Annotated in this window: 22 protein-coding genes; 3 read left to right on the forward strand and 19 right to left on the reverse strand. The window is 56.5% G+C overall.

Annotated features, from left to right (window positions below; all coding sequences use genetic code 11):
- Positions 1–100 precede the first annotated feature (100 nt).
- The 13 genes from hemL to ggt all read right to left on the reverse strand — a co-directional run bounded on the left by hemL (position 101) and on the right by ggt (position 15,458).
- Entirely contained in the window at positions 101–1,399 is a 1,299-nt protein-coding gene (gene hemL / locus MOST_RS07540; protein ID WP_083476623.1) for a glutamate-1-semialdehyde 2,1-aminomutase, read from the reverse strand.
- Positions 1,400–1,417: 18 nt separating this feature from the next.
- On the reverse strand, positions 1,418–1,918 hold the full coding sequence (gene ahbB, locus MOST_RS07545; RefSeq protein WP_106007079.1) for a siroheme decarboxylase subunit beta: 501 nt from the start codon (positions 1,916–1,918) through the stop codon (positions 1,418–1,420).
- A gap of 171 nt (positions 1,919–2,089) precedes the next feature.
- A complete protein-coding gene (gene ahbA, locus MOST_RS07550) occupies positions 2,090–2,548 on the reverse strand; it encodes a siroheme decarboxylase subunit alpha (RefSeq protein ID WP_054936775.1) in 459 nt (152 codons plus the stop codon).
- The gene (gene nirJ2 / locus MOST_RS07555) at positions 2,541–3,542 is read right to left on the reverse strand and encodes a putative heme d1 biosynthesis radical SAM protein NirJ2 (RefSeq protein ID WP_054936776.1); all 1,002 of its coding nucleotides are present in this window, start codon (positions 3,540–3,542) and stop codon (positions 2,541–2,543) included. Before nirJ2 ends, ahbA begins: the two co-directional genes overlap by 8 nt.
- On the reverse strand, positions 3,542–4,516 hold the full coding sequence (hemB, locus tag MOST_RS07560; RefSeq protein ID WP_054936777.1) for a porphobilinogen synthase: 975 nt from the start codon (positions 4,514–4,516) through the stop codon (positions 3,542–3,544). The genes nirJ2 and hemB overlap by 1 nt, the downstream gene beginning before the upstream one ends.
- Positions 4,517–4,605: 89 nt before the next feature.
- A complete protein-coding gene (locus tag MOST_RS07565; protein ID WP_054936778.1) occupies positions 4,606–5,781 on the reverse strand; it encodes a radical SAM/SPASM domain-containing protein in 1,176 nt (391 codons plus the stop codon).
- Entirely contained in the window at positions 5,778–7,313 is a 1,536-nt protein-coding gene (cobA, locus tag MOST_RS07570) for a uroporphyrinogen-III C-methyltransferase (protein WP_054936852.1), read from the reverse strand. Before cobA ends, MOST_RS07565 begins: the two co-directional genes overlap by 4 nt.
- The gene (hemC, locus tag MOST_RS07575) at positions 7,300–8,241 is read right to left on the reverse strand and encodes a hydroxymethylbilane synthase (protein WP_054936779.1); all 942 of its coding nucleotides are present in this window, start codon (positions 8,239–8,241) and stop codon (positions 7,300–7,302) included. The genes cobA and hemC overlap by 14 nt, the downstream gene beginning before the upstream one ends.
- A complete protein-coding gene (hemA, locus tag MOST_RS07580) occupies positions 8,242–9,561 on the reverse strand; it encodes a glutamyl-tRNA reductase (RefSeq protein WP_054936780.1) in 1,320 nt (439 codons plus the stop codon). It abuts the gene before it with no gap.
- On the reverse strand, positions 9,537–10,166 hold the full coding sequence (locus tag MOST_RS07585) for a precorrin-2 dehydrogenase/sirohydrochlorin ferrochelatase family protein (RefSeq protein WP_161952817.1): 630 nt from the start codon (positions 10,164–10,166) through the stop codon (positions 9,537–9,539). The genes hemA and MOST_RS07585 overlap by 25 nt, the downstream gene beginning before the upstream one ends.
- 14 nt (positions 10,167–10,180) lie before the next feature.
- Positions 10,181–11,149: a polyprenyl synthetase family protein gene (locus MOST_RS07590; RefSeq protein ID WP_054936782.1), complete on the reverse strand. Its 969-nt coding sequence runs from the start codon at positions 11,147–11,149 to the stop codon at positions 10,181–10,183.
- A gap of 82 nt (positions 11,150–11,231) precedes the next feature.
- On the reverse strand, positions 11,232–13,748 hold the full coding sequence (locus MOST_RS07595) for an O-antigen ligase family protein (protein ID WP_054936783.1): 2,517 nt from the start codon (positions 13,746–13,748) through the stop codon (positions 11,232–11,234).
- Positions 13,749–13,868: 120 nt separating this feature from the next.
- A complete protein-coding gene (gene ggt, locus MOST_RS07600; RefSeq protein ID WP_054936784.1) occupies positions 13,869–15,458 on the reverse strand; it encodes a gamma-glutamyltransferase in 1,590 nt (529 codons plus the stop codon).
- Positions 15,459–15,605: 147 nt separating this feature from the next.
- Here ggt and MOST_RS07605 point away from each other — a divergent pair, with 147 nt between their 5' ends.
- Together MOST_RS07605 and MOST_RS07610 are read left to right on the forward strand one after the other, a co-directional pair.
- Positions 15,606–16,667, forward strand: coding sequence for a ComEC/Rec2 family competence protein (locus MOST_RS07605; RefSeq protein ID WP_054936853.1), 1,062 nt, complete (start codon positions 15,606–15,608; stop codon positions 16,665–16,667).
- A gap of 79 nt (positions 16,668–16,746) precedes the next feature.
- Positions 16,747–16,962 carry a DUF3006 domain-containing protein gene (locus tag MOST_RS07610; protein WP_054936785.1) on the forward strand — a complete coding sequence of 72 codons (216 nt, stop codon included), beginning with the start codon at positions 16,747–16,749 and terminating at the stop codon, positions 16,960–16,962.
- An 11-nt stretch (positions 16,963–16,973) separates the two neighbouring features.
- Here MOST_RS07610 and MOST_RS07615 read toward each other — a convergent pair whose 3' ends face one another.
- From MOST_RS07615 to MOST_RS07640, 6 genes are all read right to left on the reverse strand, one after another.
- On the reverse strand, positions 16,974–17,366 hold the full coding sequence (locus MOST_RS07615; protein WP_054936786.1) for a DUF302 domain-containing protein: 393 nt from the start codon (positions 17,364–17,366) through the stop codon (positions 16,974–16,976).
- A 245-nt stretch (positions 17,367–17,611) separates the two neighbouring features.
- Positions 17,612–18,622, reverse strand: coding sequence for an SPFH domain-containing protein (locus MOST_RS07620; protein ID WP_208974845.1), 1,011 nt, complete (start codon positions 18,620–18,622; stop codon positions 17,612–17,614).
- A gap of 137 nt (positions 18,623–18,759) precedes the next feature.
- Complete coding sequence (locus tag MOST_RS07625) at positions 18,760–19,188, reverse strand: NfeD family protein (RefSeq protein WP_054936787.1); 429 nt, start codon at positions 19,186–19,188, stop codon at positions 18,760–18,762.
- Between the two features lie 149 nt (positions 19,189–19,337).
- Positions 19,338–20,150 (reverse strand): M55 family metallopeptidase, encoded by an 813-nt coding sequence (locus MOST_RS07630; protein WP_054936788.1) that lies wholly within the window; start codon positions 20,148–20,150, stop codon positions 19,338–19,340.
- Between the two features lie 67 nt (positions 20,151–20,217).
- Complete coding sequence (locus tag MOST_RS07635; protein ID WP_054936789.1) at positions 20,218–20,520, reverse strand: heavy-metal-associated domain-containing protein; 303 nt, start codon at positions 20,518–20,520, stop codon at positions 20,218–20,220.
- Positions 20,521–20,588: 68 nt separating this feature from the next.
- Complete coding sequence (locus MOST_RS07640; protein WP_054936790.1) at positions 20,589–20,867, reverse strand: hypothetical protein; 279 nt, start codon at positions 20,865–20,867, stop codon at positions 20,589–20,591.
- Positions 20,868–20,999: 132 nt separating this feature from the next.
- On the opposite strand from MOST_RS07640, the gene MOST_RS07645 reads away from it, so the two are divergent.
- Positions 21,000–22,691 (forward strand): hypothetical protein, encoded by a 1,692-nt coding sequence (locus MOST_RS07645; RefSeq protein ID WP_054936791.1) that lies wholly within the window; start codon positions 21,000–21,002, stop codon positions 22,689–22,691.
- Positions 22,692–22,715: the final 24 nt, after the last annotated feature.

Here is a 22,715-nt window from a genome sequence, read left to right on the forward strand (position 1 = left end):
CTCCCTGGCCAATCTTATACATAGCTACCAAAAATTTTTTTCGGGGATGTCCCAGAGACACCCCCTAGAAGGTTAAAGGATTGATACTTATACGGTTTTTTCAGGCGGCGATCTCTTGGAAGGCCTCCCGGGCAGCTTCAACGGTTCGGTCAATATCTGCTTCAGTGTGGGCCAGGGACATGAAAGCAGCTTCATACTGGGACGGCGCCAGGTAAATTCCCCGGCGCAACATGGCCTGGAAGTAAGCGGCAAAGGCTTTGGTATCGCTGGTCGTGGCCGTAGTGTAATCAGTCACCGGGCCGGGGTTAAAGAAGGCAGTGAACATGGCTCCCACCCGGTTAAAGGTAACGGGTACACCGGCCTCCCTGGCTGCTTCTTTGATCCCTTTTTCCAGGCGGGCCGAGAGGGTTTCCAGGCGCTCATAGACACCGGGCTCCTTGAGGATTTTTAAAGTTGCCAGGCCGGCACTGACGGCCAGAGGGTTGCCGGACAGGGTCCCGGCCTGGTAGACCGGCCCGACCGGAGCTACCCTGGCCATAATCTCCCGCCGGCCACCGTAGGCCCCTACCGGCAGGCCGCCGCCGATGATTTTACCCAGGCAGGTAAGGTCCGGCCGGACGCCAAAGCGGGCCTGGGCACCGCCGTAGGCTAGCCGGAAACCGGTCATGACTTCATCAAAAATTAACAGGGTTCCATAGTGTTTCGTTATGGCCCGCAGGCCCTCCAGGAACCCCGGCTGCGGCGGGACGCAGCCCATATTGCCGGCCACAGGTTCGACAATGACGGCGGCAATCTCCTCGCCGGCCTGCTTAAAGATAGCCTCGACGGCATCCAGATCGTTATACGGGGCAACGATGGTATTGGCGGCCGTGGCAGACGGGACGCCGGGGCTGTCGGGGACGCCAAAGGTCAGGGCCCCGGAGCCGGCCTGGATTAAAAAATAATCGGCATGGCCGTGGTAACAACCGGCAAATTTAACGACTTTCTCCCGGCCGGTATAACCACGGGCCAGGCGGATGGCGCTCATGGTCGCCTCCGTTCCCGAATTGACCAGGCGCACCATCTCGATGGAAGGAACGGCGGCGGTGATTTCCCGGGCCAGTTCATTTTCCAGTTCGGTAGGAGCGCCAAAGCTGGTCCCCATGGTATGTAAGGTGTTTTCCAGGGCAGCCATAACCTCCGGGTGGCGGTGCCCCAGGATTAGAGGCCCCCAGGAGGCGACATAGTCGATATACCGGTGGCCGTCAATGTCATAGAGATAGGCCCCTTCACCACGCTGGATAAAGGGCGGCGTCAGGCCTACAGCTTTAAAGGCCCGGACGGGGCTGTTGACCCCCCCGGGCATGAGTTTAACAGCCTCAGCATAGGCGGCAGCTGATTTGGGCCAGGCTTCGATCACCGGGTACTTCCTCCTTTTCTATTCCCGACACTCGGGGGGTTCCTGAATAAAATACTGCATGCTCTCTTTTTTTAGCTCGGCCGTACTGAAAATGAGGCGGTAATTATTATGGCCAATGGCTGCGGCCAGGCGGGCCGCCAGTTTCTCGCAGGCCTCCCTGGTGCGGCAGTGAATGACGGCATACAGGTTATAGGGCCATTCGGGCCGCTGCTGGCGCTGGTAACAGTGGGTTACTTCCGGGAAGGTGGCCAGTTTTTCCCCTGCTCTTTTTAATTCTTCCGGCGGCAGCTGCCAGACTACCATGGCGTTGGCAGTTATACCGGCTTCCCGGTGGCGCAGAGCGGCACCGAAGCGGCGGATAATGCCCTCGGCCTGGAGGCGGCGGATGTGCTCCAGGACTTCCGCTTCGCTAAGGCCCAGCTTTTGGGCCACCGGTAAAAAAGGACGGGAAACCAGGGGGATGTCGCCCTGGAGCAGGCGCACCAGTTCTTTTTCCAGGTTGGTTAAAGGACGCGGCAAACACATACCTCCATACAATGGAGTTAGAGGTCGGAGGTTGGAAGTCGGATTGGTGGTAGAAACTACCTGCGCTAGTTTCATTAATTATCAACCTCTTACTTCCATATTATTTTTGCAGTTAAGGGGGCTAAATATAAGCTAAATATAATTGGGTAGTCACGAGGTACTGCTTCATGGGTTCCCTTCTTCCAGGTTAAAGTTTACTCGAATCTTGTAGGAGCTTTCCGCCGGGAGTTCCAGTACTGGCAGGCCGGTCCTGGCTTCGATGCTGGCCATAACCTTTTCCAGGTGGCGGCGGCAGGGGCCGATAAGGGTAAACCACATGTTATAAGCATCTTCCCGCAGGTAATTGTGGGTAACTCCTGGAAAGGCATTAACCACTGCCGCTACTTCCGCCAGGCGCCCTTCAGGGACCTTAATAGCACAAAGGGTACTGGTATAACCCAGCCGCCGCAGGTCAAAGACAGCGCCGATGCGGCGAATGATCCCCTCTTCTTTTAATTTAGCCAGGCGTTCCAGGACTTCCTTTTCCGTCAGGCCCAGGCGCCGGCCCACTTCGGCGTACGGTTCCTCCGTCAGGGGGAAATCTTCCTGGATCATATTTAATAAACGGCGGTCAAGGCTATCCAACCTTCATCCCCTTCCGGCCCTGGTAGATGCACCAGGGCTCTTCAGCCATATAGTCACCGTGGTAATACCAGGCCCGGGCGCGGCAACCGCCACAAATCTTTTTGTAGCCGCAGTGGCCGCAGCCACCGCCGTAGCTTTCCGTGCGTAAGATGCGGAAAACCTCACTCTCCTGCCAGAGGCGGCTAAAGGGCGTTTCCCGGACATTGCCCACGGGCAGGTTCAGGTAGGCACAGGGCTGTACATCCCCCCGGGGACTGATAATACAGTAGGCAATGCCGGCCAGGCAGCCGCGGCTGTAACGTACAGGCACTCCGGTTTCCCGGGCAATGCGCATGAACTGGGGCGCGCAGGTCGGTTTTAATTCAATATCTACCTGCTGCTGCTTTTGTAAGATGCGCCTTAAAGTTGCCTCGTATGCCTCGGCCCGTAAGGATTCCGCTTCAATGCTCGCCGCCCGTCCGGTGGGCACCAGGAAAAAGAAATGGTGGGCCGCCGCACCAAGATCCACCGCCAGGTCGGTGAGTTTTTCCAGCTCGTCCTGGTTCCAGTCAAAGACGGTGGTATGCACCTGGAAGGGCAAACCTGCCTCCCGGCAGGCCGCCATACCGGCCACGGCCTGCTGCCAGGCTCCTTCCTGGCGTCTCAGGCGATCATGGCGGGCGGGATCGCAGCTATCCAGGGAAATACCTATGGCCCGCGCTCCGGCCTTTTTCAATTCCAGGGCCAGGTCCGGGGTGAGCAAGGTACCGTTGCTCCCCAGGACCGGCCTTAAGCCGTGCGTAGCAGCATAAGCTATCAAGTCCAGCAAGTCGGACCTTAACAGGGGTTCGCCACCGCTGAAGATCATAATCCGGAAACCGGCTTTAACGGCCTCATCGATTAGATTCTTTGCTTCCGCCGTACTTAATTCATCCTCCACTTTAGCGCCGGCGTCCCGGTAGCAGTGGTCGCAGTAGAGGTTGCACTGGTTGGTCGTATTCCATGATAAGAGCATTATTTTAGCCACCTTGCTACATCCAGGGCATAATAGGTAATAATGAGATCGGCCCCGGCCCTCTTGATGGCCGTCAGGCTTTCCAGCACGGTTCTTTCTTCATCCAGCCAGCCATTGGCCGCGGCGGCTTTGAGCATGGCGTACTCGCCGCTGACCTGGTAGGCTACCAGCGGGGCGTTAAAGTTATCTTTAACCCGCCGGATAATATCCAGGTAAGGCAGGGCCGGTTTGACCATGATCATATCAGCCCCTTCCTGGAGGTCCAGTTCCACTTCCCGCAGGGCCTCGTCGCTGTTGGCCGGGTCCATCTGGTAGCTGCGGCGGTCGCCAAACCGGGGTGCCGAACCGGCGGCTTCCCGGAAGGGACCGTAGAAAGCCGAAGCGAACTTGGCCGCGTAGGCCAGGATAGGTGTGTGGGTGAAGCCTTCTGTATCCAGGAGGCGGCGAATGGCCCCCACCCGGCCGTCCATCATATCCGAGGGAGCTACGATATCGGCCCCGGCCTCCACATGGGAGAGGGCCGTTTTAGCGATAAGCTCCAGGGTGGGGTCGTTTAAAACCTGGCCACCATCCACCAGGCCGCAGTGGCCGTGGCTGGTATACTCGCACAGGCAGACGTCGGTAATGACCAGGAGTTCGGGGTAAGCGCGCTTTAAGGCCCGCACGGCTTCCTGGACAATGCCCTGGGGGTCATAGGCCCCGGAGCCTACCTCATCCTTTACTGCCGGGATGCCAAAAAGGAGGACGGCCGGGATGCCGGCAGCGACTACTCCTGCGGCTTCTTTAACCAGGTTGTCGATGGAGAGCTGGTATACGCCCGGCATGGAAGGTACCGGGTTTTTTATACCCTGGCCGTGGATGACGAAAAAGGGATAAATGAGGTCGTGGACGTTAATTTCCGTTTCCCGGATCATGGCCCGCAAGGTTTCATTCTGCCGCAGGCGGCGCGGCCGGCGCACGGGAAAACCGGACATGAAAAATCACCTCGGCAAATATGTTGATTATGGCTATATCCCGGGGCATGGCCGTGACCGGCGAGGGACATAGCCAAACGGGGGCATTTTTACCTGGCTGCAATTTCTGCTTCCGTTAAATAGCAGGCTGGGTCGGACTCCCAGAAGTCGCCGGTCAGGCTTTCCGCCCGGGCGCGGCAGTTGCCGTTACAGAGGTCCAGCCAGGCGCAAGTTGAGCAGCGGCCTTTGAGCAGGGGCTTGCGATCCCGCAGGCCTTGCAGGAGGGGATGGCTCAAATCGGTCCAGATTTCACCAAAGGGCCGTTCCCGGACATTACCCAGGGTGTGGTGCATGGTAAACTGGTCAGGGTGGACGTTACCGGCCCAGTCGACGGAGCTGATGGCGATCCCGCTGCGGTTACCCCCGTTCAGGCGCAATAACTCCAGCACGGCTGCCGCCCGCTCCGGGTCCTGGCGGCGCAGTTGCAAATAAAGGTAAATGCCGTCGGCATGGTTATCGACGGTTAAGATTTCCACTTCCCGGTCCTGTTCCTTCAGGCGCCTGGTTGCTTCGATAAGCAAATCCATGGCGGCGCGGCTTTCTTCATGGCTCAGGTCTTCCCCGGCGAGCTCACTGCCCCGGCCGCTGTAAACTAAATGATAGAAACAGGCACGGGGAATGTTCTCTTCCCGGATGAGGTAAAAAATCTCCTCCAGCTGGTCGACATTGGCACGGCTGATGGTAAAACGTAAACCTACCCGCTGGTCGACAGCCAAGCAGTTACGGATGCCTTCCAGGGCCGCCGCAAAGGCTCCCTTTTGCCCCCGGAAGGCATCATGCTTGCCCTCCACGCCGTCCAGGCTGATCCCCACATAGCTGACGCCGATTTTTTTCAATTCCCGGGCTGTACTGCGGTCAATAAGGGTACCGTTAGTAGACAGGGTGACCCGCAGGCCCCCTTTCACGGCAGTGGCCATCAGGTCAAAGATATCCGTCCGCACCAGGGGTTCACCCCCGGACAGGAGAAGGACAGGCACGCGGAAGGCCACCAGTTGCTCCAGGAAATCCCGGGCGGCCCGGGTATCCATCTCTTCGCTGCCTGCACCCGGACCGGCGCTGGCATAGCAATGGCGGCACTTCAGGTTGCAGGCCCGGGTACAATTCCAGACTACTACCGGCCCGCTGTCCTGGCGCGCTCCCGCTGCCGCTCCAAAGGCAGACTGGCTGTAGCGCAACGTATCCCCGAAATAACTATCATTAAAAAGCAGTTTAGTCAGGCTGATCAGTTCTCCTCACCTGCCTTCCGGCCGGCATAATAGTCCAGCATTGCCTGGATCAGGCCTGCTTCCGTATATTCCCCGGCCGTAGCTGTTACCGTTAGCCCCGCTTCCCTGGCCGTGGCTGCCGTAATAGGCCCGATGCAAAAAACATCGACGCCCTGCATGAGGGTAAGAGCATCCTTCCCCAGGAGTTCAAGGAAAGACTTGACCGTCGAAGAACTGGTAAAGGTAACGGCCGTTACTTTCCCGGCGGCTAAAAGTTCCCGCAAAGCGGAAGCATCGCCTTCCCTTTTAACCGTCCGGTAGACGGCTACTTCCGTCACTTCTGCCCCCTGGCGGCGGAGATCTTCAGCCAGGAAGGGCCGGGCAATATCAGCCCGGGGCAGGAGCACCCGCCGGCCCTGAAGTAAAGGTCCCAGGCCCGCAGCTACGGCTTCGGCCACATATTCCCCCGGCTGCCAGTCGGGGAGCAACCCCCGTTCCTGGAGGGCTCTGGCCGTAGCCGGGCCGATGGCGGCAATTTTTATCCCGGCCAGGGTGCGGATGTCAAGCTGCCTTTCCTGTAAACGCCGGCAGAAATAACGGACACCGTTGGCACTGGTAAAAATTAACCACTCGAAATCTTTAATCTTAGCCAGGGCGGCATCCACAGGGCCCCAGTCGGCCGGTGGCTGGATTTCAATGGCCGGGAAGGCCAGCACTTCGGCCCCTAGCCCGGCCAGCCGCCGGGCCATTGCTTCCACCTGGGCCCGGGGGCGAGTAATTACCACCCGCCGGCCGAAAAGGGGTTTGCCTTCCAGCCAGGCCAGGGTAGAACGCAAGGTGACCACCTGGCCGACAACGATAATGGCCGGATTGCTGAAGCCGGTCTCCTGGGCTTTGGCCTCAATATCGGCCAGGGTACCGACCAGAGTCTCCTGCTCGGCCCTGGTGCCCCAGCGGATGAGGGCCACCGGGGTACCGGGTGGACGGCCACAGGCCAGCAGCCGGCTGACAATCGGGGCCAGGTTGGCCATGCCCATGAGGAAAACCAGGGTATCGACGGCGCCGGCCAGGCCTTCCCAGTTTATGGCGCTGCTTTCTTTACCCGGATCTTCATTGCCGGTAATAAAGGCTACCGTCGAAGCCAGGCCGCGGTGGGTGACCGGGATGCCGGCGTAGGCCGGTACGGCGATGGCCGCCGTGACCCCCGGCACCACTTCAAAGGGTATCCCGGCGGCCTTGAGGGCCAGGGCTTCTTCCCCGCCGCGGCCAAAGACAAAGGGGTCACCGCCTTTTAAGCGCACTACCTGCTTTCCCTGCCGGGCGAGCTCTACCAGGAGTTCATTGATTTCTTCCTGGCGCAGGGCATGGCGGTAGGGGGCTTTGCCGACATAGATTTTTTCGGCCCCGTCCGGTGCATAATCCAGGAGGCTCGGGTTAATCAGACGGTCATAGACCACCACGTCGGCCCGGGCCAGGCATTCGTGTCCCTTGATAGTTAATAAACCGGCGTCACCGGGGCCGGCACCGACCAGATATACTTTACCTGTGGGAATTGCCACCCTTCAGTCTTACCTCCTGTAAAATGGCCCCCGCGCCCTGGGCCAGTAATTTTCGGGCTAGTTCCTGGCCGGCGGCCTCCGGGTTGGCCGTGCTCCCGGAAGTAAAATCCCTTAACACTTGCCTGCCGTCCAGGCTGGCTACCATACCCTGCAGGACCAGGGCTTCGCCTTCCACGGTAGCCAGGGCACCTATAGGAACCTGGCAGCCTCCTTCCAGGGCGCGTAAGTATGCCCTTTCCGCCCGCACAGCCGCTGTCGTGGGCGGGTGGTTGATGGCGGCCACCAGCTGCGCGATTTGTTCATCCCCGGCCCGGATCTCGACGCCGATGGCCCCCTGCCCTACAGCCGGCAGGCAGAGGTGGTAGGGAATGGGTTCCCCCAGGAGGCGGCCATGGTTTAACCTTTTCACCCCGGCGGCAGCCAGGACGATGGCCTCCAACCCTTCCCGTTCCATTTTCGCCAGGCGGGTGGGGACATTGCCCCGCAGGTCCACCAGTTCCAGGTCGGGGCGGACATTGGCCAGCTGGGCCTTGCGCCTCAGGCTGCTTGTCCCCACCCGGGCCTTGACTGGTAGAGATGCCAGGGTATAGCCCGCCGGGGAGATGAGGACATCAGCCGGGTCTTCCCGCGGCCCCATGGCACCGATAATCAGGCCCTCTGGCAAGCTGGTCGGCATATCTTTCATGCTGTGGACGGCCATATCGATAACCCCGTCCAGGAGGGCCAGTTCCAGTTCCTTGGTAAAAAGGCCCTTATCGCCAATCCGCGCCAGGGCCACATCGAGGATCTTATCGCCCTTAGTTTTAAAGGTAACCAGGCGACAGGTCAGATCCGGCCAGGCTTTTTCCAGGGCCTCGATAACCCAGCGAGCCTGCCAGCGGGCCAGCTCACTTTCCCTGGCGCCCACCTTTACTTCCAGCATTTATTGCCCTCCTCCTTCCACTGCCGCCGCTTCTTTCCGGGACTTAGCCCCTTCCACAGGCAGGTTAAAAAGTTCATGCAGGGCTTCGGCATACAAATGTCCCCGCGGTGTCAGGGCGGCCTTTTTTAAGTTCACGACAGCATCGTGGAGGAGCTGGTTGACAATGGAGTTGGCCAGGGAGCCGATTATTTTTTGCTGCCTTGGTGTCAATTCTCCCAGCCGGTTACAGGCCCGCTCCAGTTCAGCCTGTTTAATGGCTTCGGCCTTTTCCTTCAAGGCAATAATAGTCGGCACCACATACAGGGAGCCTAGCCACCGGAAAAAGGCCTCGACTTCAGCCGTAATGATACCTTCCGCCTGCCGGGCGGCATGCTGCCGTTCCTCCAGGTTGGCCAGTACCACCTGTTGCAGGTCGTCGATATCATACAGTTTAACCCCCGGCAGGTTGCCTGCGGATGGCTCAATATCCCGGGGCACGGCAATGTCAATGAGCATCAGGGGGCTGTCCGGCCGTGCCGCCCGGGCCCGGGCTACCTGTTCCCGGTGAAGAATATAGTGGCTGGCCGCCGTACAGCTGATAACGATATCGGCCCGGGACAGGTAGTCCTCCAGGGCATCCAGGCGCACCGCCCGGCCGCCAATTTTAGCGGCCAGGTCTACGGCCCGGTCATAAGAACGATTGGAAACCAGAACTGTGGTCACGCCTTTATCTTTCAGGTAACGGGCAGCCAGGGTACTCATTTTACCGGCACCGATTACTAAAACGGTCCGCCCCTGGAGGTTTCCGTGAAAAACCTGGCGGGCCAGTTCTACGGCAGCGTAGCTGATTGATACCGTATTGCGGTCGATGCGCGTTTCCGTTCTTACCCTCTTGCCAACGGTAATGGCCTGCTGCCACAGGGTGTTGAGGATGTTATTAGTTGTTCCTGTTTCCCGGGCTATCTCGTAAGCTTCGGCCACCTGGGCTAAAACCTGGTCTTCGCCGAGAATCATGGAATCCAGGCCGGCAGCCACCCGGAACAGGTGGCGGACGGTATGGCGCGTATTCAGGGTGTAAAGATAGCCTTCCAGGTTTTTAAGGTCCATCCGGCAGGACTGGCCAAGGAAATTTTTGCCCGCCCTGATCCCGGTTTCCTCCTGCTGGCAGGCCACATATATTTCCGTCCGGTTACAGGTACTTAAAATCACGCAACCCTCAACGCCGGCCACGGCCCGTAGCTGTTCCAGGGCCGCCGGCAAACCGTGGCGGGCAAAAGCCAGTTGCTCCCGGATTTCTACCGGCGCCGTGCGATGATTTAAACCGACGGCAACGACAAACACTGCTTCACCCGCTCCTTTGCTAAATCTTCTTTGCCCCGGGCTACCAGGCGAAATAATATCTCATCCCCGGCCAGCCGCCGCAATAATTCTTCCCGGCGTTTCTGATCATGGGGCCAGACCTTTTTAAGAAAAGGACGCAGTTCTCCTAAAAAATCCACCCAGGGGCCGTATTCCGGTCCAATTTCAGCCTCCAGCTGTTTGCGTAACTGGCGGGCCAGGGCCGGGCTTTTCCCGGCGGTAGAGATGGCTATTTGCAAATCCCCGCGCCGGACGACAGATGGGACCATAAAAGTACACTTTTCCGGCGCATCGGCGACATTGACCCAAATGCCGGCCTGGTGGCAGTCGGCAGCCACGCGGGCATTGAGGCCAGCGTCATCGGTGACGGCGAAAACCAGGGTCATCCCCGTAATATCGCCGGGCTGGTATTCACGCCGCCACCATACCAGTTGCCTGGCCAGGGCCAGGTCGGCCAGGACGCGCGTGACCTCCGGGCTTACCAGGGTAACCCTGGCGCCTGCTTCCAGCAAATTTAAAACCTTGCGCTCACCCACCTGCCCGCCGCCGACTACCAGGCAGGGACGGTCCGTTAGCTCTACAGCCATAGAATAAAAGCCCATTATATACCACGCGTCCTCACAAAGTACGTCAGGCCCATTAAAGTATCCCGCGCCTGTCCTTCCGGCAGGAAAATGGCCTGCTGCCTGGCCCGGGCCAGGTAACGCTCGGCCAGCCCCAGGGCATAATCAATGCCGCCACAATCTTTAATGAGGTCAATGACTTCCAGAATTTCCGTAGCTGTTTTATCCCTTTTGGCCAGCAGGCAAACCAGCTTTTGTTTTTTGGGAGAGCATCGTAAAGCATAGATGGCCGGCAGGGTAATAACCCCCTGGCGCAGGTCGCTACCTATGGGCTTACCCAGGCGTTCCGGGTCGGCCACCATATCCAGGACATCATCGGTGATCTGGAAGGCCATCCCCAGGTTGCGACCATAATGGTACAGGTGGCGGATAAAATCCTCCCCGGCCCCGGCAGCTATGGCCCCCAGCTGGCAACTGGCGGCAATTAGCAGGGCCGTCTTGCGGTAAATACGTTTCAGGTAGTCACGCAAGGTAACTTCCAGGTCAAAGGCGCCGGCCAGCTGGTACAGTTCCCCCTGGACCATTTTGACGCTGGTGGAAGCCAGGATCGAAGGGATACGGGGATCGTCATAGGTGGCCACCAGGAGCAGGGACCGGGCAAAAAGGTAATCCCCTGTATGCAAAGAAAGCTCCTGGCCCCAGCGGGCCCACACCGTCGGCCGCCCCCGCCGGACCGGGGAGGCATCGATGACGTCGTCATGGACCAGGGTGGCCATATGAATCATTTCCAGGGCCACGGCCAGGGGCAGGACCCGTTCCAGGGGGGCGCCGCAGCATTTGGCTGCCAGGATGGCAAAGGCCGGGCGCAGTCTTTTTCCCCCCGCCTGGACTAGGTGCCGGGCCGCCTGGCTTAAGACCGGGTCGGGAGCATCCACCTGGCGCAATAATTCAGCCTCTACCTCTTGTAAATCGGCTTGTACCTCCTGCCAGAGGGGTAACTCTTTCATAATTACATTATACCACCTGTAACTGTTCTTGCCGAGTATTTTTCCCCATTACCAGATACTTACCGCTCAGGTGAGCCTCTACCTATTTAGCAAGAACCGGCAGGTTTTTAAACTGGTCGTATTGTTTGGCCAGGCCGGCATCGACCTTCTCCACTTGGGCCAGGAGCTGATTGGCCCGGTCGGTATCTCCCTGGTGATAAGCGAGTATTGCCTGCCAGAGCTGGACTTCCGCTTTTATTTTTGCATCTTTAGCTGCGGCGTTAAGATTGGCTGCCGCTTCCCTTTCCTGCCCCAGGAAATACTGGCCAATGGCCGCCCGGAGCTGGATAGCCGGGCTCAGGGTCACCCCGCCGGGCTGGTGCAGGTCTTTGAATTCTCCCAGGCTATCCACTTTTTCCTTTACGGCTGCCGGCAAGGCCGCTACCTGCTGGAACACCTGCCGCGCCTTGTCCTGCTGGCCGGCCCGTAGATAGTTAATGCCGGCAGCAGTATAAGCCTGCCCCAGGTTCTCCCAGCTGGCGCCTACCCAGGGAGCAACCTGCCGGGCGCGTTCCATGGTGGCCAGGGCCTGCTCTACCGCACCATCCTGCCAGTAGGCTTCGGCCAGGCGGTTTAAGACCGCCAGGTTATAGGGCTCTTTATTACTGGCAGCCAGGGCCATGGCCAGGGCTTCCTTAATTTTCCCTTCCTTCAGGTAAATACCGGCCAGGTCACTGTTGTAGGATGCCGTAAAGGGGTCATAACGGCTGGCTTCTTCCAGGTAAGCGACCGTAGCCCGGAGGTTGTTGCGCTGCAGGGCAGCAGCCGCCTGGCGGGCGCTGGCCACCCCGGCCAGGTAAGAAAAGCTGAAAAGGACGATGACCAGGGTTGCCAGGGCTGCTCCTGTAACGTAGGCCACCTGCTTATTTTTAAATACTGCCGCGGTCAGGGTCGGCTCCGGTCCCAGGCGCTGGCCTTCTATACTCCTGGCCAGGCCGAAGCAGGCCCAGAGCATCATGGAGACGGCTCCCAGGGCTAGGTCGAAATCAATGGCGGCATGGAGGCCGAGGTTCAAGGCAGTCATACCTATAGCCAGGGCCTGGAGGCGTTCTGGGCCGCGGGAAGAACGGTAGTTACCCAGGGCAGTCAGCAGGAAAAACAGCCATACAATTCCCAGTACAGCGATGCCCACCAGCCCGGTTTCTACGGCTACCTGGGCGTAATCATTGTGCACCTGGGTGGAATTATAAAAGTAACTCTGGTATTGGCGGTAGGCTGCTTCCCAGCCACCACCGCCAAAGCCAAGGACGGGGCGTTCCCGGACCATCTTCAGTGCATCCCCAGTCCAGATCAGCCGTTCCCGGCTGCTCTTGGTCTCCAGGTTGATGTCCTGGAGGCGGGCCATAACCTGGGGCGGCAGGATGCGGGCCAGGATACCTGCCGGTTGCCTGCCCCCTGCTACCGGAGTGACCGCCAGCTGGTACTGGACCAGGAAAATGCCGCCGCCAATGAGAAGGACCAGGGCGGCCACCACGGCTGCCATGCGCGCCCTGGGGGTCCGCAGGCTCCAGCCGGCTCCCTGGATAATTAGCTGGCCGGCAAGGGCCACCAGCAAGCCCAGGGCAAACCAGCTCCAGGCCGGGCCATAGGCTTTGGCTACAGCCAGGGGAATAAACCGGGCATTGCCTGCCAGGGCGGCGGCGCCGCTGGTCACCAGGTGGGCCAGGGTATTCAGGCGGTAGCCTTTTGGCGCCAGCAGCCAGTAGAGGAAGATAACCAGGGGGAAAACGAGGTAAGCGCCCCGGGAGCCTGTCCCCAGGAAAACCATGAGCAACAGGTAGTTGGCCGCTGCGTATAAATACCGCTGGCGACTGCCGGCCCGGGCCCAGAGGTAAAAACCGATGATACTGCCGGCACCGACGTAACTGGCCAGGGCATTGGGGTACTGTAAAGTGGAGTAGAAACGCCCGCCCACGAAACCATCTTTAATATAAATAAGCTCTGTAGCCGTAAGTAAAGCCGCCAGGGCGGCTCCAACTGCGGCCAGGTAAAGGGCATGGAGCAGGTAGAGGGTACGGCGCTGGCCGCCCAGGTGGGAAGTCAGCCAGAAGGTTAAAAAGTAAAGGAGGACCTTAACTACTTCAGCTACGGCCAGGCTGCGGCTGGCCGGCTTGATGGCAGCCAGGATATAAACTACTACCAGGGCCGCTGCTGCAAAATCCAGGGGCCGGTTAAGGAAGGATACTTCCCGGCGGGACAACTTCCACAGGTAAGTAAGGAAAAACAGGACGGCGGCAAACAGTAAGGTCCAGCGCTGCTCTACCGGGAAAAAGAGGCCACGAAAAAAAGGAGGGTAAAAGAGGAGCAACAACAGGCCGGCAAAGGCGAGAAGAAATAAAGTCTGGTTGCCCCCGGAGGGCCAGAAGGGCTCCCCGCTGCTGTTTTTTTCCCTGGCGCGGCGCCAGGGGGTTACTCGCGTATTAGTATCAGGGTTATCTTTAGCGTTATTTACCGTTTGATTTTTCCCGCCCTTGATGGCACTTGTTAAGGGGATTACTTTGCCTTTTCTATGTGCTTCTTTTATATATGCTTCCCCGTTCTTTCTTTTGCTCCGTGCCATGGCTAGACCCCTTTCACGTCATGTCCTCCCTATTCATTCGCCGCTTCCCTATCCTTTTCCTGCTAAAATAAAAAGATAGCCGGGGGTAAACGATAGCCGGTGCTGCCGGGGGGCTTTTTTCTACCACCCCAGAGCATAACCATCACCACGGGGATCGGCTCCACCCATGAGGACACCCCTTTGATAGTCGATTACAATCCCCTGGGCATGACCTGTTTCATTTGACCAGGCCGGTAAAAGGTGTACTTTGTGACCCAAGCGGCGCAGGTCTTCAATTACGGTAGGATCAAAACGATTTTCCAGGTTCAGGCTGGGCGGTCCGTCTCCCAGGGCCCTACCATGGATCCAGCGTGGTGCTTCAATGGCCTCCTGGATGTTGCAGCCGAAATCCAGGAAACGGGATATTACCTGCAGGTGAGTCTGGGGCTGGCCGTCGGCCCCCATGGTACCGAAGACCAGGCAGGGCTTGTCACCCTTAGTTATAATAGCTGCCATCAGTGTATGGAGGGTGCGTTTACCAGGTGACAGGCAGTTGGGATGGCTGGGGTCGAGGGAAAAATAAGCACCCCGGCTTTGAAGTAAAATACCGGTACCCCTGGCCACCAGGCCGGAACCAAAGGGAAAATAAATACTCTGAATGCAAGAAACAATATTTCCTTCCCTGTCCACCACAGCAAAGTAGGTGGTATCGCCTCGCAACTGGCTGCCGGCAGCTATTTCCATAGCCTGCTGCGGGTCAATGAGACGGCGGCGCTTGGCTGCATAATCCTTAGAGAGTAAATGATCGATAGGGATTTGCACAAAATCCGGGTCACTAATATAGGCATCCCGGTCGGCAAAGGCCAGCTTTTTGGCCTCTACCAGGTGGTGAATGTAGGTGGACGTGTCGAGCCCCATGGCTTTAAGGTCAAAACCTTCCACCAAGTTAAATTCCAACAGGGCCGTTAAACCCTGGCTGTTAGGCGCTGTTTCGTAAATGGTATAGCCGCGATAAGTAGTGGCTACCGGTTGGCCCCAGGTCGAAGTATGGCTGGCCATGTCTTCGAGGGCCAGTAAACCACCCTCTTCTTGAACGGTTCTGGTTATTGCTTCAGCAATTGGCCCCTGGTAGAAGGCGGCTTTTCCCTCCCTGGCCAGGAGGCGGAAAGTGGCAGCCAGGTCATCCTGGCGTAAAATATCTCCCGGTCGGGGTGGCCTCCCGCCGGGTAAAAAGATGGCCGCTGTATCCGGGTAGCGGGACAAAACTTCCCGGTGTTCGGTTATGTACCAGGCCAGTTTATGGCTCACAGGATGCCCTTCGGCATAGGTAATGGCCTCGGCCAGGAGATCAGCCAGGGGCATAGTACCATAACGTTCTCGTGCATCCTCCCAGGCAGCTACGCAGCCAGGAACAGTAACGGCATAGGCGCTACGGGGTGGTATTTTAACCATTCTTTTTTCCCGGAAAAATTCCAGACTGGCTCTTCGGGGCGCCCGGCCGGAACCGTTAAGAAAAATTACTTCTCTCGTACGGGCCAGGTAAATGAGATAAAACAAGTCACCACCAATACCGCACATATGAGGCTGGGTAACATTTAAGACGGCATTGATAGCAATGGCAGCATCAATAGCATTACCACCGCGCTTGAGGATATTAACTCCTGCCAGGGAAGCCAGCGGGTGGGCCGCTGCCACCATTCCGTTGATACCCATAACTATTGGCCGATACATACGAACTACACCTCATTTCAGGAGACTTCAGTCTTTATTGTAACCTTTAATCTATATTTTTGACGAGATCTTTTGACGATGGAGGTCTTCAGGTGTTATTCTTTAAAGAGGATTTTTGAACCAGCACTTTTATTGAGGGTGAATTTAATGGTACTGGTAACAACCATCAGCATCCTGGCATTTTTAACTGCCGTTCTCCTCGCGGTTAGTACCTGGTGGCATGCTTTGCGCCGGGCCGGGAAAAAGGCCAAACGCCAGGCCATCTATGCCGTCCTCGCTTTTACCCTCTCCTTGGCTACTGCCTGTGGTAACCTTACCGGGGAACAGCCCCCTTCTCCGGCCAACCAGTTGCGGCCGCCGGTAGCGCAAACAGCTTCCCCTGCACCAGGAGCAGCGCCTGGTACCTCAACATCTCAAGAAAAGCCTCCGGACTCCTCAACCCCACCGGCTGAAACCGGCAAGCTACGCGTCCATTACCTGGATGTCGGCCAGGGGGATGCCATCCTGGTGCAGTTGCCCGATGGCAAGAACATTTTAATCGACGGTGGCACCAATGAAGCCGGGCCCTGGGTAGTCCAGAAATTGAAGCAGTACGGTGTTGAGATACTGGACTTTGTCATTGGCACCCACCCCCATGAGGACCATATAGGCGGCCTGGACGTGGTAATTAACAGCTTCCAGGTAGGTAAAGTTTACCTTCCCCGTGTGACCCATAATACTGATTCATACCGAGACCTCTTGCTGGCTATAAAAAATAAAGGCCTCAAGGCCATGGAAGCGAAGGCCGGCGTTGCCCTGCCCCTGGAAGGCAGCATCCAGGCTCTTTTTGTCAGCCCGGCAAGAAAGACCTACGAGGATCTAAACGATTATAGTGCCGTCCTGCACCTGACCTACGGGCAAACGGCCTTTCTCTTTACCGGTGACGCCGGTACTACCGTGGAGGAGGAAATGCTGGCCGGTGGCAAACCTCTCAAGTCTGATGTACTCAAAGTTGCCCACCACGGCTCCCGTCACTCCACCAGTACCGCTTTTCTCAAAGCTGTGGCCCCTGCGTATGCTGTTATCTCCGTAGGTAAAGGTAATGATTACGGCCATCCCCATGCCCAAACCCTGCAGCGCTTGCAAAAAGCCGGGGTTAAAATCTACCGCACCGATCGCGATGGTACCATAACGGCCTTCTCCGACGGCCAAAAGGTGACTATACAATAGCATTGTACCGGCCAGGCCGGTAGCATTCTTGTTATCTATAGCGACCTGATGCAAGGTAAGAGTGAAAGGAGTAAGAAAAATGCCCCGCCGGGAATTGCTGGTCATTGACCGTTTTGAAGAAGACATGGCAGTAATTGAATACGGCCGCCGCACCTTTACCCTACCCCGTTCCCTCCTGCCCCGGGCCGCCAAAGAGGGTGACGTGATCAAACTCGCCGTTGTCCTGGATCCGGAAGCCACTGCCCGGCGCAAAAAAGAAGTCCGCTCCCTGGCGGACGACGTGTTTGAGGAGTAGGTGCTTAATGTTTACCGGGCTGCATCCACAACGGCCCTGATTTTAGCATCCACCTGTGAGGCTATTTCTTCCAGGCCGGCCTGGGGGTAAAAGCTGGCCAGCATGGTGGGCCTGAGGGCGCTGATGTAGGTCTTACCTTCCTTGGTGTAGACGTTAATTTTACAGGGCATCATCAAGCTGATCAGAACGTTTTTAGCCAGGACTTCATGGGCGTAGCGGGCATTGCAGATTTCAATGATTTTCAGTGGTTCAGAATCGTAGCCCTTGCTTTTCAGGGTGGCCTGTACGTCATGGATGTGCTGGACCTTCATACCCTGGATTGCTGTAGCTTCTTCTACGGCAGCCACGGCGGCAGCAAAATCTTTATCAGTTGTCACGGTGTAGCTGATGTCTTGATAATCCATGCCATATGCCTCCTTCACCTATTGGCCTGTAGTAAGGCTGGCTTTCATTGTTGGTTTTTTAGTGCTTTTCGGTTGTATTTGTTACTATAATACTACTATCATAATTCGCTGTCAATATACATAGCAAATAATAATCGGACTTCAGCAGTAGATATAAGCCTTCCCGTTCAGGGCAACAAAAAAGGGTACCTGCCATGTACCCTTAGTTTACCTTTTTAAAATAATCTAATTAAAGTCACCTGACTTTAACCGGCCAGGGATTTTTCTTGCCCTTCCGGACAGTTTTTACTGCTACCTTTACCGCCGCCATGGCCCGGGGCCAGGAGTTCCTTGATGGCCCCCAAGGAGCCCAGGACACTGGCGGTTTCGTAGGGAATAAAGACTTTATTATGGCTATCGGCCAGCTTCATAAGGGCTTCGATGGACTTCATGGTGAGCATCTTCTCATCCATGTCGGCTTCTTTCAGGGCCTTCATAACCAGTTCTATACGTTTGGCTTCGGCGGCAGCCACCAGTTGAATAGCCTGGGCTTCACCCTCGGCCTTTTTAATATTGGCTACCCGCTGGGCTTCAGCCCGGAGGATCTGGGCTTCTTTCTCGGCCTCGGCCCGGAGGATCTGGGCCTGCTTTTCACCTTCGGCTTTTTTGATTTCGGCTTCCCGTTGACCTTCAGCCTGGAGGATAGCAGCCCGTTTCTCCCGTTCAGCCCGCATTTGGGCTTCCATGGCCTGGCGGATGTCAGCTGGTGGGTTGATGTTTTTCACCTCAACGCGTTCCACCCGGACACCCCACTTGTCGGTAGCCTCATCCAGTACCAACCGCAGGCGGTTGTTAATCTCATCCCGCGAGGACAGGGTCTGGTCCAACTCCATATTGCCGATAATATCGCGCAGGGTGGTCAGGGTCAGGTAATGCATGGCCCGCACAAGATCGGCAATCTCATAGGTAGCTTTAAAGGGGTCAGTTATCTGGTAGTAAACTACCGTATCGATCTCCATGGTGACATTATCTTTAGTGATAACTGGCTGGGGCTCGGAATCCAGGACCTGGACTCTGAGATCGACAACACGGCGTACATTATCTATAAACGGGATGATAATGTTCAAGCCGGATCCACAGGTCTTGTAGTATTTCCCCAGGCGTTCAACAATGAGCACTTGAGATTGATGAACTATCCTCACGGTCCTGGCTACCAGGGACAGAGCAAAGATAATCAGGATGAGCAGCAACAGGAAAGTAAAGATATCACCTAACAAAATATAACCCCCTCGAAAATAGTTTGGAATTGAGACCAGCTTCCTTTTTAAATCCTCTGTTGGTGCCACCGGGGTGGTAGCAACGTCTACTCTTGAGTCTGCGGAGTAACAATGGCGATCACCTGTGCGGTCAGGAATTATTGCACTCTTTTTACTAAAAGTTTGGCTCCTTCTACCCGGACCACCTGGACCGGCGTACCGGGTGCAAGGGTCTGGCCGTCCAAACTCCGGGCTGACCAGGTTTCCCCGTTGACCTTAACCAGGCCCCGGTCAACAGTGACCTCCCCGGTCACATAACCCCTTTGCCCTACCAGGGCTTCAGCGTTGGAAAGACGCCCCTGGTGGTTTAAAACAAAAGTACGCTTAAGAATTGGCTGGACAAAAACGGCCAGGATAATTGATATAACTACAAAGATGCCCACCTGGTAACTAAGAGACAACCCCAAGGCCTGGACCAGGGCCGCACCGAAGGCGCCAATGGCAAAAAGGATCAGGTAAAAGGTTAAGGAAAATATCTCGGCTACGATCAGGGCGATGGCGATGGCTACCCAGACTTGCCAGGCCAACTGTTCTCCTCCTTTCTTAGCTCTATATACCTCCATTATACCTTATTTCCGGCAAGTGGATAGATATTTTAAAATGTAAATACCTGTTCTGATGGGGCCATACTTTTGTCTTTCACCGGCTTTTATATAAAAAATACTGGCTGCCGGTATTAGCTGCTTTTTGCCAGGGCAATAAGACTCCTTGCTGCTTGGTAGGCTTCCAGGTAATCGGCTCCCGTGTAAGTTACGGTAACGGCATCGGGGCACTGGCTGCGGGGCAGGATAGCCGCTGCCGCCGCCCGGGCCGGGTCGGTAAATTTAATAGTTACTGTTGCCTTTGCCGGTACCGCAAGGGGTTGATAACTTTTTTTGCTAAGGGCCCGGGCTACTCCCTGGCGAATTTTTTCCCTGGCCAGCCGGGGTGGGAGTGACCTGGCGGCGTGGTAGTTAATTGCTTCTTTAACAATAATGGCTTCTACTCCTTCCAGCATTTTTCTGGCTTCACTGGCCAGGACCTGGTCGCCGCTCACCAGGACCACCGGTACACCAAAATAGCCGGCCAGCAGGGCATTCAGGCCCAGTTCCCCCATTTCCTGTCCATTAACCTCCAGGCGATGGACTACGTCGCTGTAGGTGTGAGCCAGGACGCCCGGGCTGCCAGCCCGGGCATGGTAACCTATGAAACAGGCTACAGTAAAGCCCCTGTCTATACCCTCCATCATACCCAGTTTTTTCGGTGTGCCGCTGATAAGCTGGGCCCCGAGGTGCAGGTCTTCCGGCAGGAGGTTACGCATCCTGCCATGGGCGTCATTGACGGTTACACTGGTAGCCCCGGCTTCCATGGCGCCACGGATGGCGGCATTGACTTCAGCCGTCATCAATTTTTGGGAGCGGGCGTATTCCGCCCCGCCGATCGTTTCTACCTGTTCCCAGGCAGTTACCCCGGCCACGCCTTCCATATCGGCAGATATGTAAACCCGCATCCCTGTCATTCCTCCCTTATGACGGTTGAATGTCAAAAGGGCCTGACCGGCCCTAAGAACAACTCCTTCATGATTTATGGATATAATGGTAACCGAGTTTGGTGATATGGTGACCAATTATTTCCAGGCTTATCTGGGGCAAATAATAGGTAATCACCACCCAGCGACGTTCGAGGACGATATTGACGCTAATTACACCCGGCAGACCTGCCAGGGCATTACTAATTTTTTTGGCATCTTCCCCGGTGCGCATATCGCTTACAATCAGGGTCATGGTTACCTGCCGGAGCTCAGGGGTGTAACCCTCACGTAAATTTTGCCCCTGTTGCCCGGCCAGAATTTCTGCGGCCCGCTGGCTGTACCAGCTCATCTTTTTAACCTCCTTTTACCATTTTAACTTTTAATTACTGATGAGCATCCTGCTCACCCGTTTTCCCCTCAGGGACTCAGACGTCGGAACTCAATCCCCCTTTGCAGTAACAAATAGTCCATAAAAGAAGGTGTAATCCTTTCCGGGTCATAGATTATTTTGACCATATTGGCCTGGTCCTCCCGGGGTAACTGGATCTCCTTTACCAGGGCTGCCAGGGTATAATAGACTGTTTCCCGGATGACCGGCGTTTCAAGGTTGGGTATAATGTAGGTAACTTCCAGGTGCCGTCCAGGTTGTAATTTTTCCTGGCGGGCGTCAATCCACATTCTTACCTTCGGTTCCATGTTCTTTCCACCTCCAGAGCCCTGCCCTAATATTTTATGCACCAACTCACCTTTTGCCGCCTGTTTTTAGGTCCATCCCACCCTTCACCAACATATGCTGTAATAGTGATTCTATGAAATGAGGGGTGAAAGATGGCTAAAATTCTTCTGGGGGATATTACCTTATCATCATGGGAGCTTGATGCTTCTAGCAAAGCCTTGCTCCCGGTCCTGGGCCGCAGTCTGGGTGTAAGTTTCTTAGAAGATGGTGAAGGAAACTTTATCCTGAATCCGCCCCTGGCTAATAAGACGGTTGTTTTACGCCCGCTGGCCGGCCAGGATCAAACCTTGAAGGTTCTGCTAACTGCCTTAAGCCAGGAGTTGCAGGGACGGGGGTCCAATGTTTTAATTGTTCCAGCTACCGCCAGTGACGGGCGGCTTTTCCGGCTCTGGCAGACCCAGGTCCTTTTTGCCTTCTCGCAAAAGGATGGTGCCGCTCCAGAACCAGCTTTACGCTTTTTTTACGCCCCCAAAAAGCGCGAGGAAAGCCTGGGTCTAATTGCCGCCCTGGTACAGGCTATGCTCCGTTCAGGAAGACCCCTGAGTTATACCATCCCCGGAGCCTGGGAGCATTTTAAAAACTTCCGTTACCGCCGCCTCTTAAATAACACAGAAGTACCATCGGTCTTAATTGAATTTTGCCAGGTTCACCTGGATCAGGAAATTATTCACAACATAACGACGTGGCTGGTTGGTGGTTTGACCTGGTATTTCGAGAAGCCCCTTACTGAAGAAACGGTTTTTAAGCTCCAATCCCTGTTGCAGCACTTCCGGGATGCCTCTTTACCCGGGTTACCTGAAGGAAGCAAGTCCCGGGAAAGCAAGACAATACCTGGACAAGGCGAGGTTTTGGCTGCGGAAAGCCCGGCCATTACAACAAGGGAACCGCAGTACCGGGTTCCCGCAACAAACCAGGAAAAGATGGAAACTGCGCCTCCGGAAGGGGAACCGGCAACTATGACGCCGGCCGGGCCGGGAGAGAACCCTGTTCAGACCGGAGAAAAGAGGGATGCAGGAGCAGAAACCACAGGGGGCGCGGCCCGGGGAGAGACTGGGGGAAAGATGACAGAGTCAGGGGCTAAAACGGGCCCTGGAGAGGGAACGGAGGCAGGAGCTACAACGACCCCGCAAGAGGTAGCCATACCCGGCAGAAGCGCAATGCAGGTGCAGGATGGACTGCCGGTACAGGGTAAAATACAGGGGCGAGACGGGGCGGCAGGGCAAGCAAAGATACCACACCAAAATGAGCTCCTGGCAACGGAAGTAAACCAAAGGGCAACGGCGACAAAGGATTCAGTTTCCAGCAGCCTGGCTTCTCCGCCGGCACCTTCCGGGCAGGTCCGGAATGCCCGGCAAAGTAAAGGCCGTCACCGGGGCAACCCATTTCCCCCTCCCGGTGACGGGCCGGTGTTTATCTTTAAGCGGCCCCTGGAAGCCAGCCTTGCTCCTGCTTTGTTTACCCAGGAAGTCCTGGAACGTATGGTACCACTGCCCCTCCAGAGCACTTTCCTGACAGGAGAACAATGGCGTAAATACCTTTCCTCTACCGGAGCGAATACGGCCATGGCCAGCCTCGCTGCCCGGCAGGCCCCTGAGCAGGGAGCAGTAAAACCCCCGGTTCTTAACTTTAACCAAATAAGGATAGATCCGATCGGGACGGGTACGGTAGCCCAGGAAACCGGAAAAAATGATAATACCCTGGCGGCGCTCAAAAACCTGAGTGCCGCCATCCTCGCCCCGGAACAGCCCGGAGAACCACTAAAGAGCGAAGCACCGTCAATTTGACGGTGCTTCTTAATGGTGGGGCCG

Source organism: Neomoorella stamsii (genome assembly GCF_002995805.1).
In the GTDB taxonomy this organism is placed as follows: domain Bacteria; phylum Bacillota; class DSM-521; order Neomoorellales; family Neomoorellaceae; genus Neomoorella; species Neomoorella stamsii.

Excerpts from the sequence above, each read along its gene's own strand:
- nirJ2 (WP_054936776.1), bottom strand. The coding sequence starts at position 3,542 with ATGCTCTTATCATGGAATACGACCAACCAGTGCAACCTCTACTGCGAC.
- hemB (WP_054936777.1), bottom strand. The coding sequence starts at position 4,516 with ATGTCCGGTTTTCCCGTGCGCCGGCCGCGCCGCCTGCGGCAGAATGAA.
- hemC (WP_054936779.1), bottom strand. The coding sequence starts at position 8,241 with ATGCTGGAAGTAAAGGTGGGCGCCAGGGAAAGTGAGCTGGCCCGCTGG.
- MOST_RS07585 (WP_161952817.1), bottom strand. The coding sequence starts at position 10,166 with ATGGCTGTAGAGCTAACGGACCGTCCCTGCCTGGTAGTCGGCGGCGGG.
- MOST_RS07590 (WP_054936782.1), bottom strand. The coding sequence starts at position 11,149 with ATGAAAGAGTTACCCCTCTGGCAGGAGGTACAAGCCGATTTACAAGAG.
- MOST_RS07595 (WP_054936783.1), bottom strand. The coding sequence starts at position 13,748 with ATGGCACGGAGCAAAAGAAAGAACGGGGAAGCATATATAAAAGAAGCA.
- ggt (WP_054936784.1), bottom strand. The coding sequence starts at position 15,458 with ATGTATCGGCCAATAGTTATGGGTATCAACGGAATGGTGGCAGCGGCC.
- MOST_RS07605 (WP_054936853.1), top strand. The coding sequence starts at position 15,606 with ATGGTACTGGTAACAACCATCAGCATCCTGGCATTTTTAACTGCCGTT.
- MOST_RS07610 (WP_054936785.1), top strand. The coding sequence starts at position 16,747 with ATGCCCCGCCGGGAATTGCTGGTCATTGACCGTTTTGAAGAAGACATG.
- MOST_RS07615 (WP_054936786.1), bottom strand. The coding sequence starts at position 17,366 with ATGGATTATCAAGACATCAGCTACACCGTGACAACTGATAAAGATTTT.
- MOST_RS07630 (WP_054936788.1), bottom strand. The coding sequence starts at position 20,150 with ATGCGGGTTTACATATCTGCCGATATGGAAGGCGTGGCCGGGGTAACT.
- MOST_RS07635 (WP_054936789.1), bottom strand. The coding sequence starts at position 20,520 with ATGAGCTGGTACAGCCAGCGGGCCGCAGAAATTCTGGCCGGGCAACAG.
- MOST_RS07640 (WP_054936790.1), bottom strand. The coding sequence starts at position 20,867 with ATGGAACCGAAGGTAAGAATGTGGATTGACGCCCGCCAGGAAAAATTA.
- MOST_RS07645 (WP_054936791.1), top strand. The coding sequence starts at position 21,000 with ATGGCTAAAATTCTTCTGGGGGATATTACCTTATCATCATGGGAGCTT.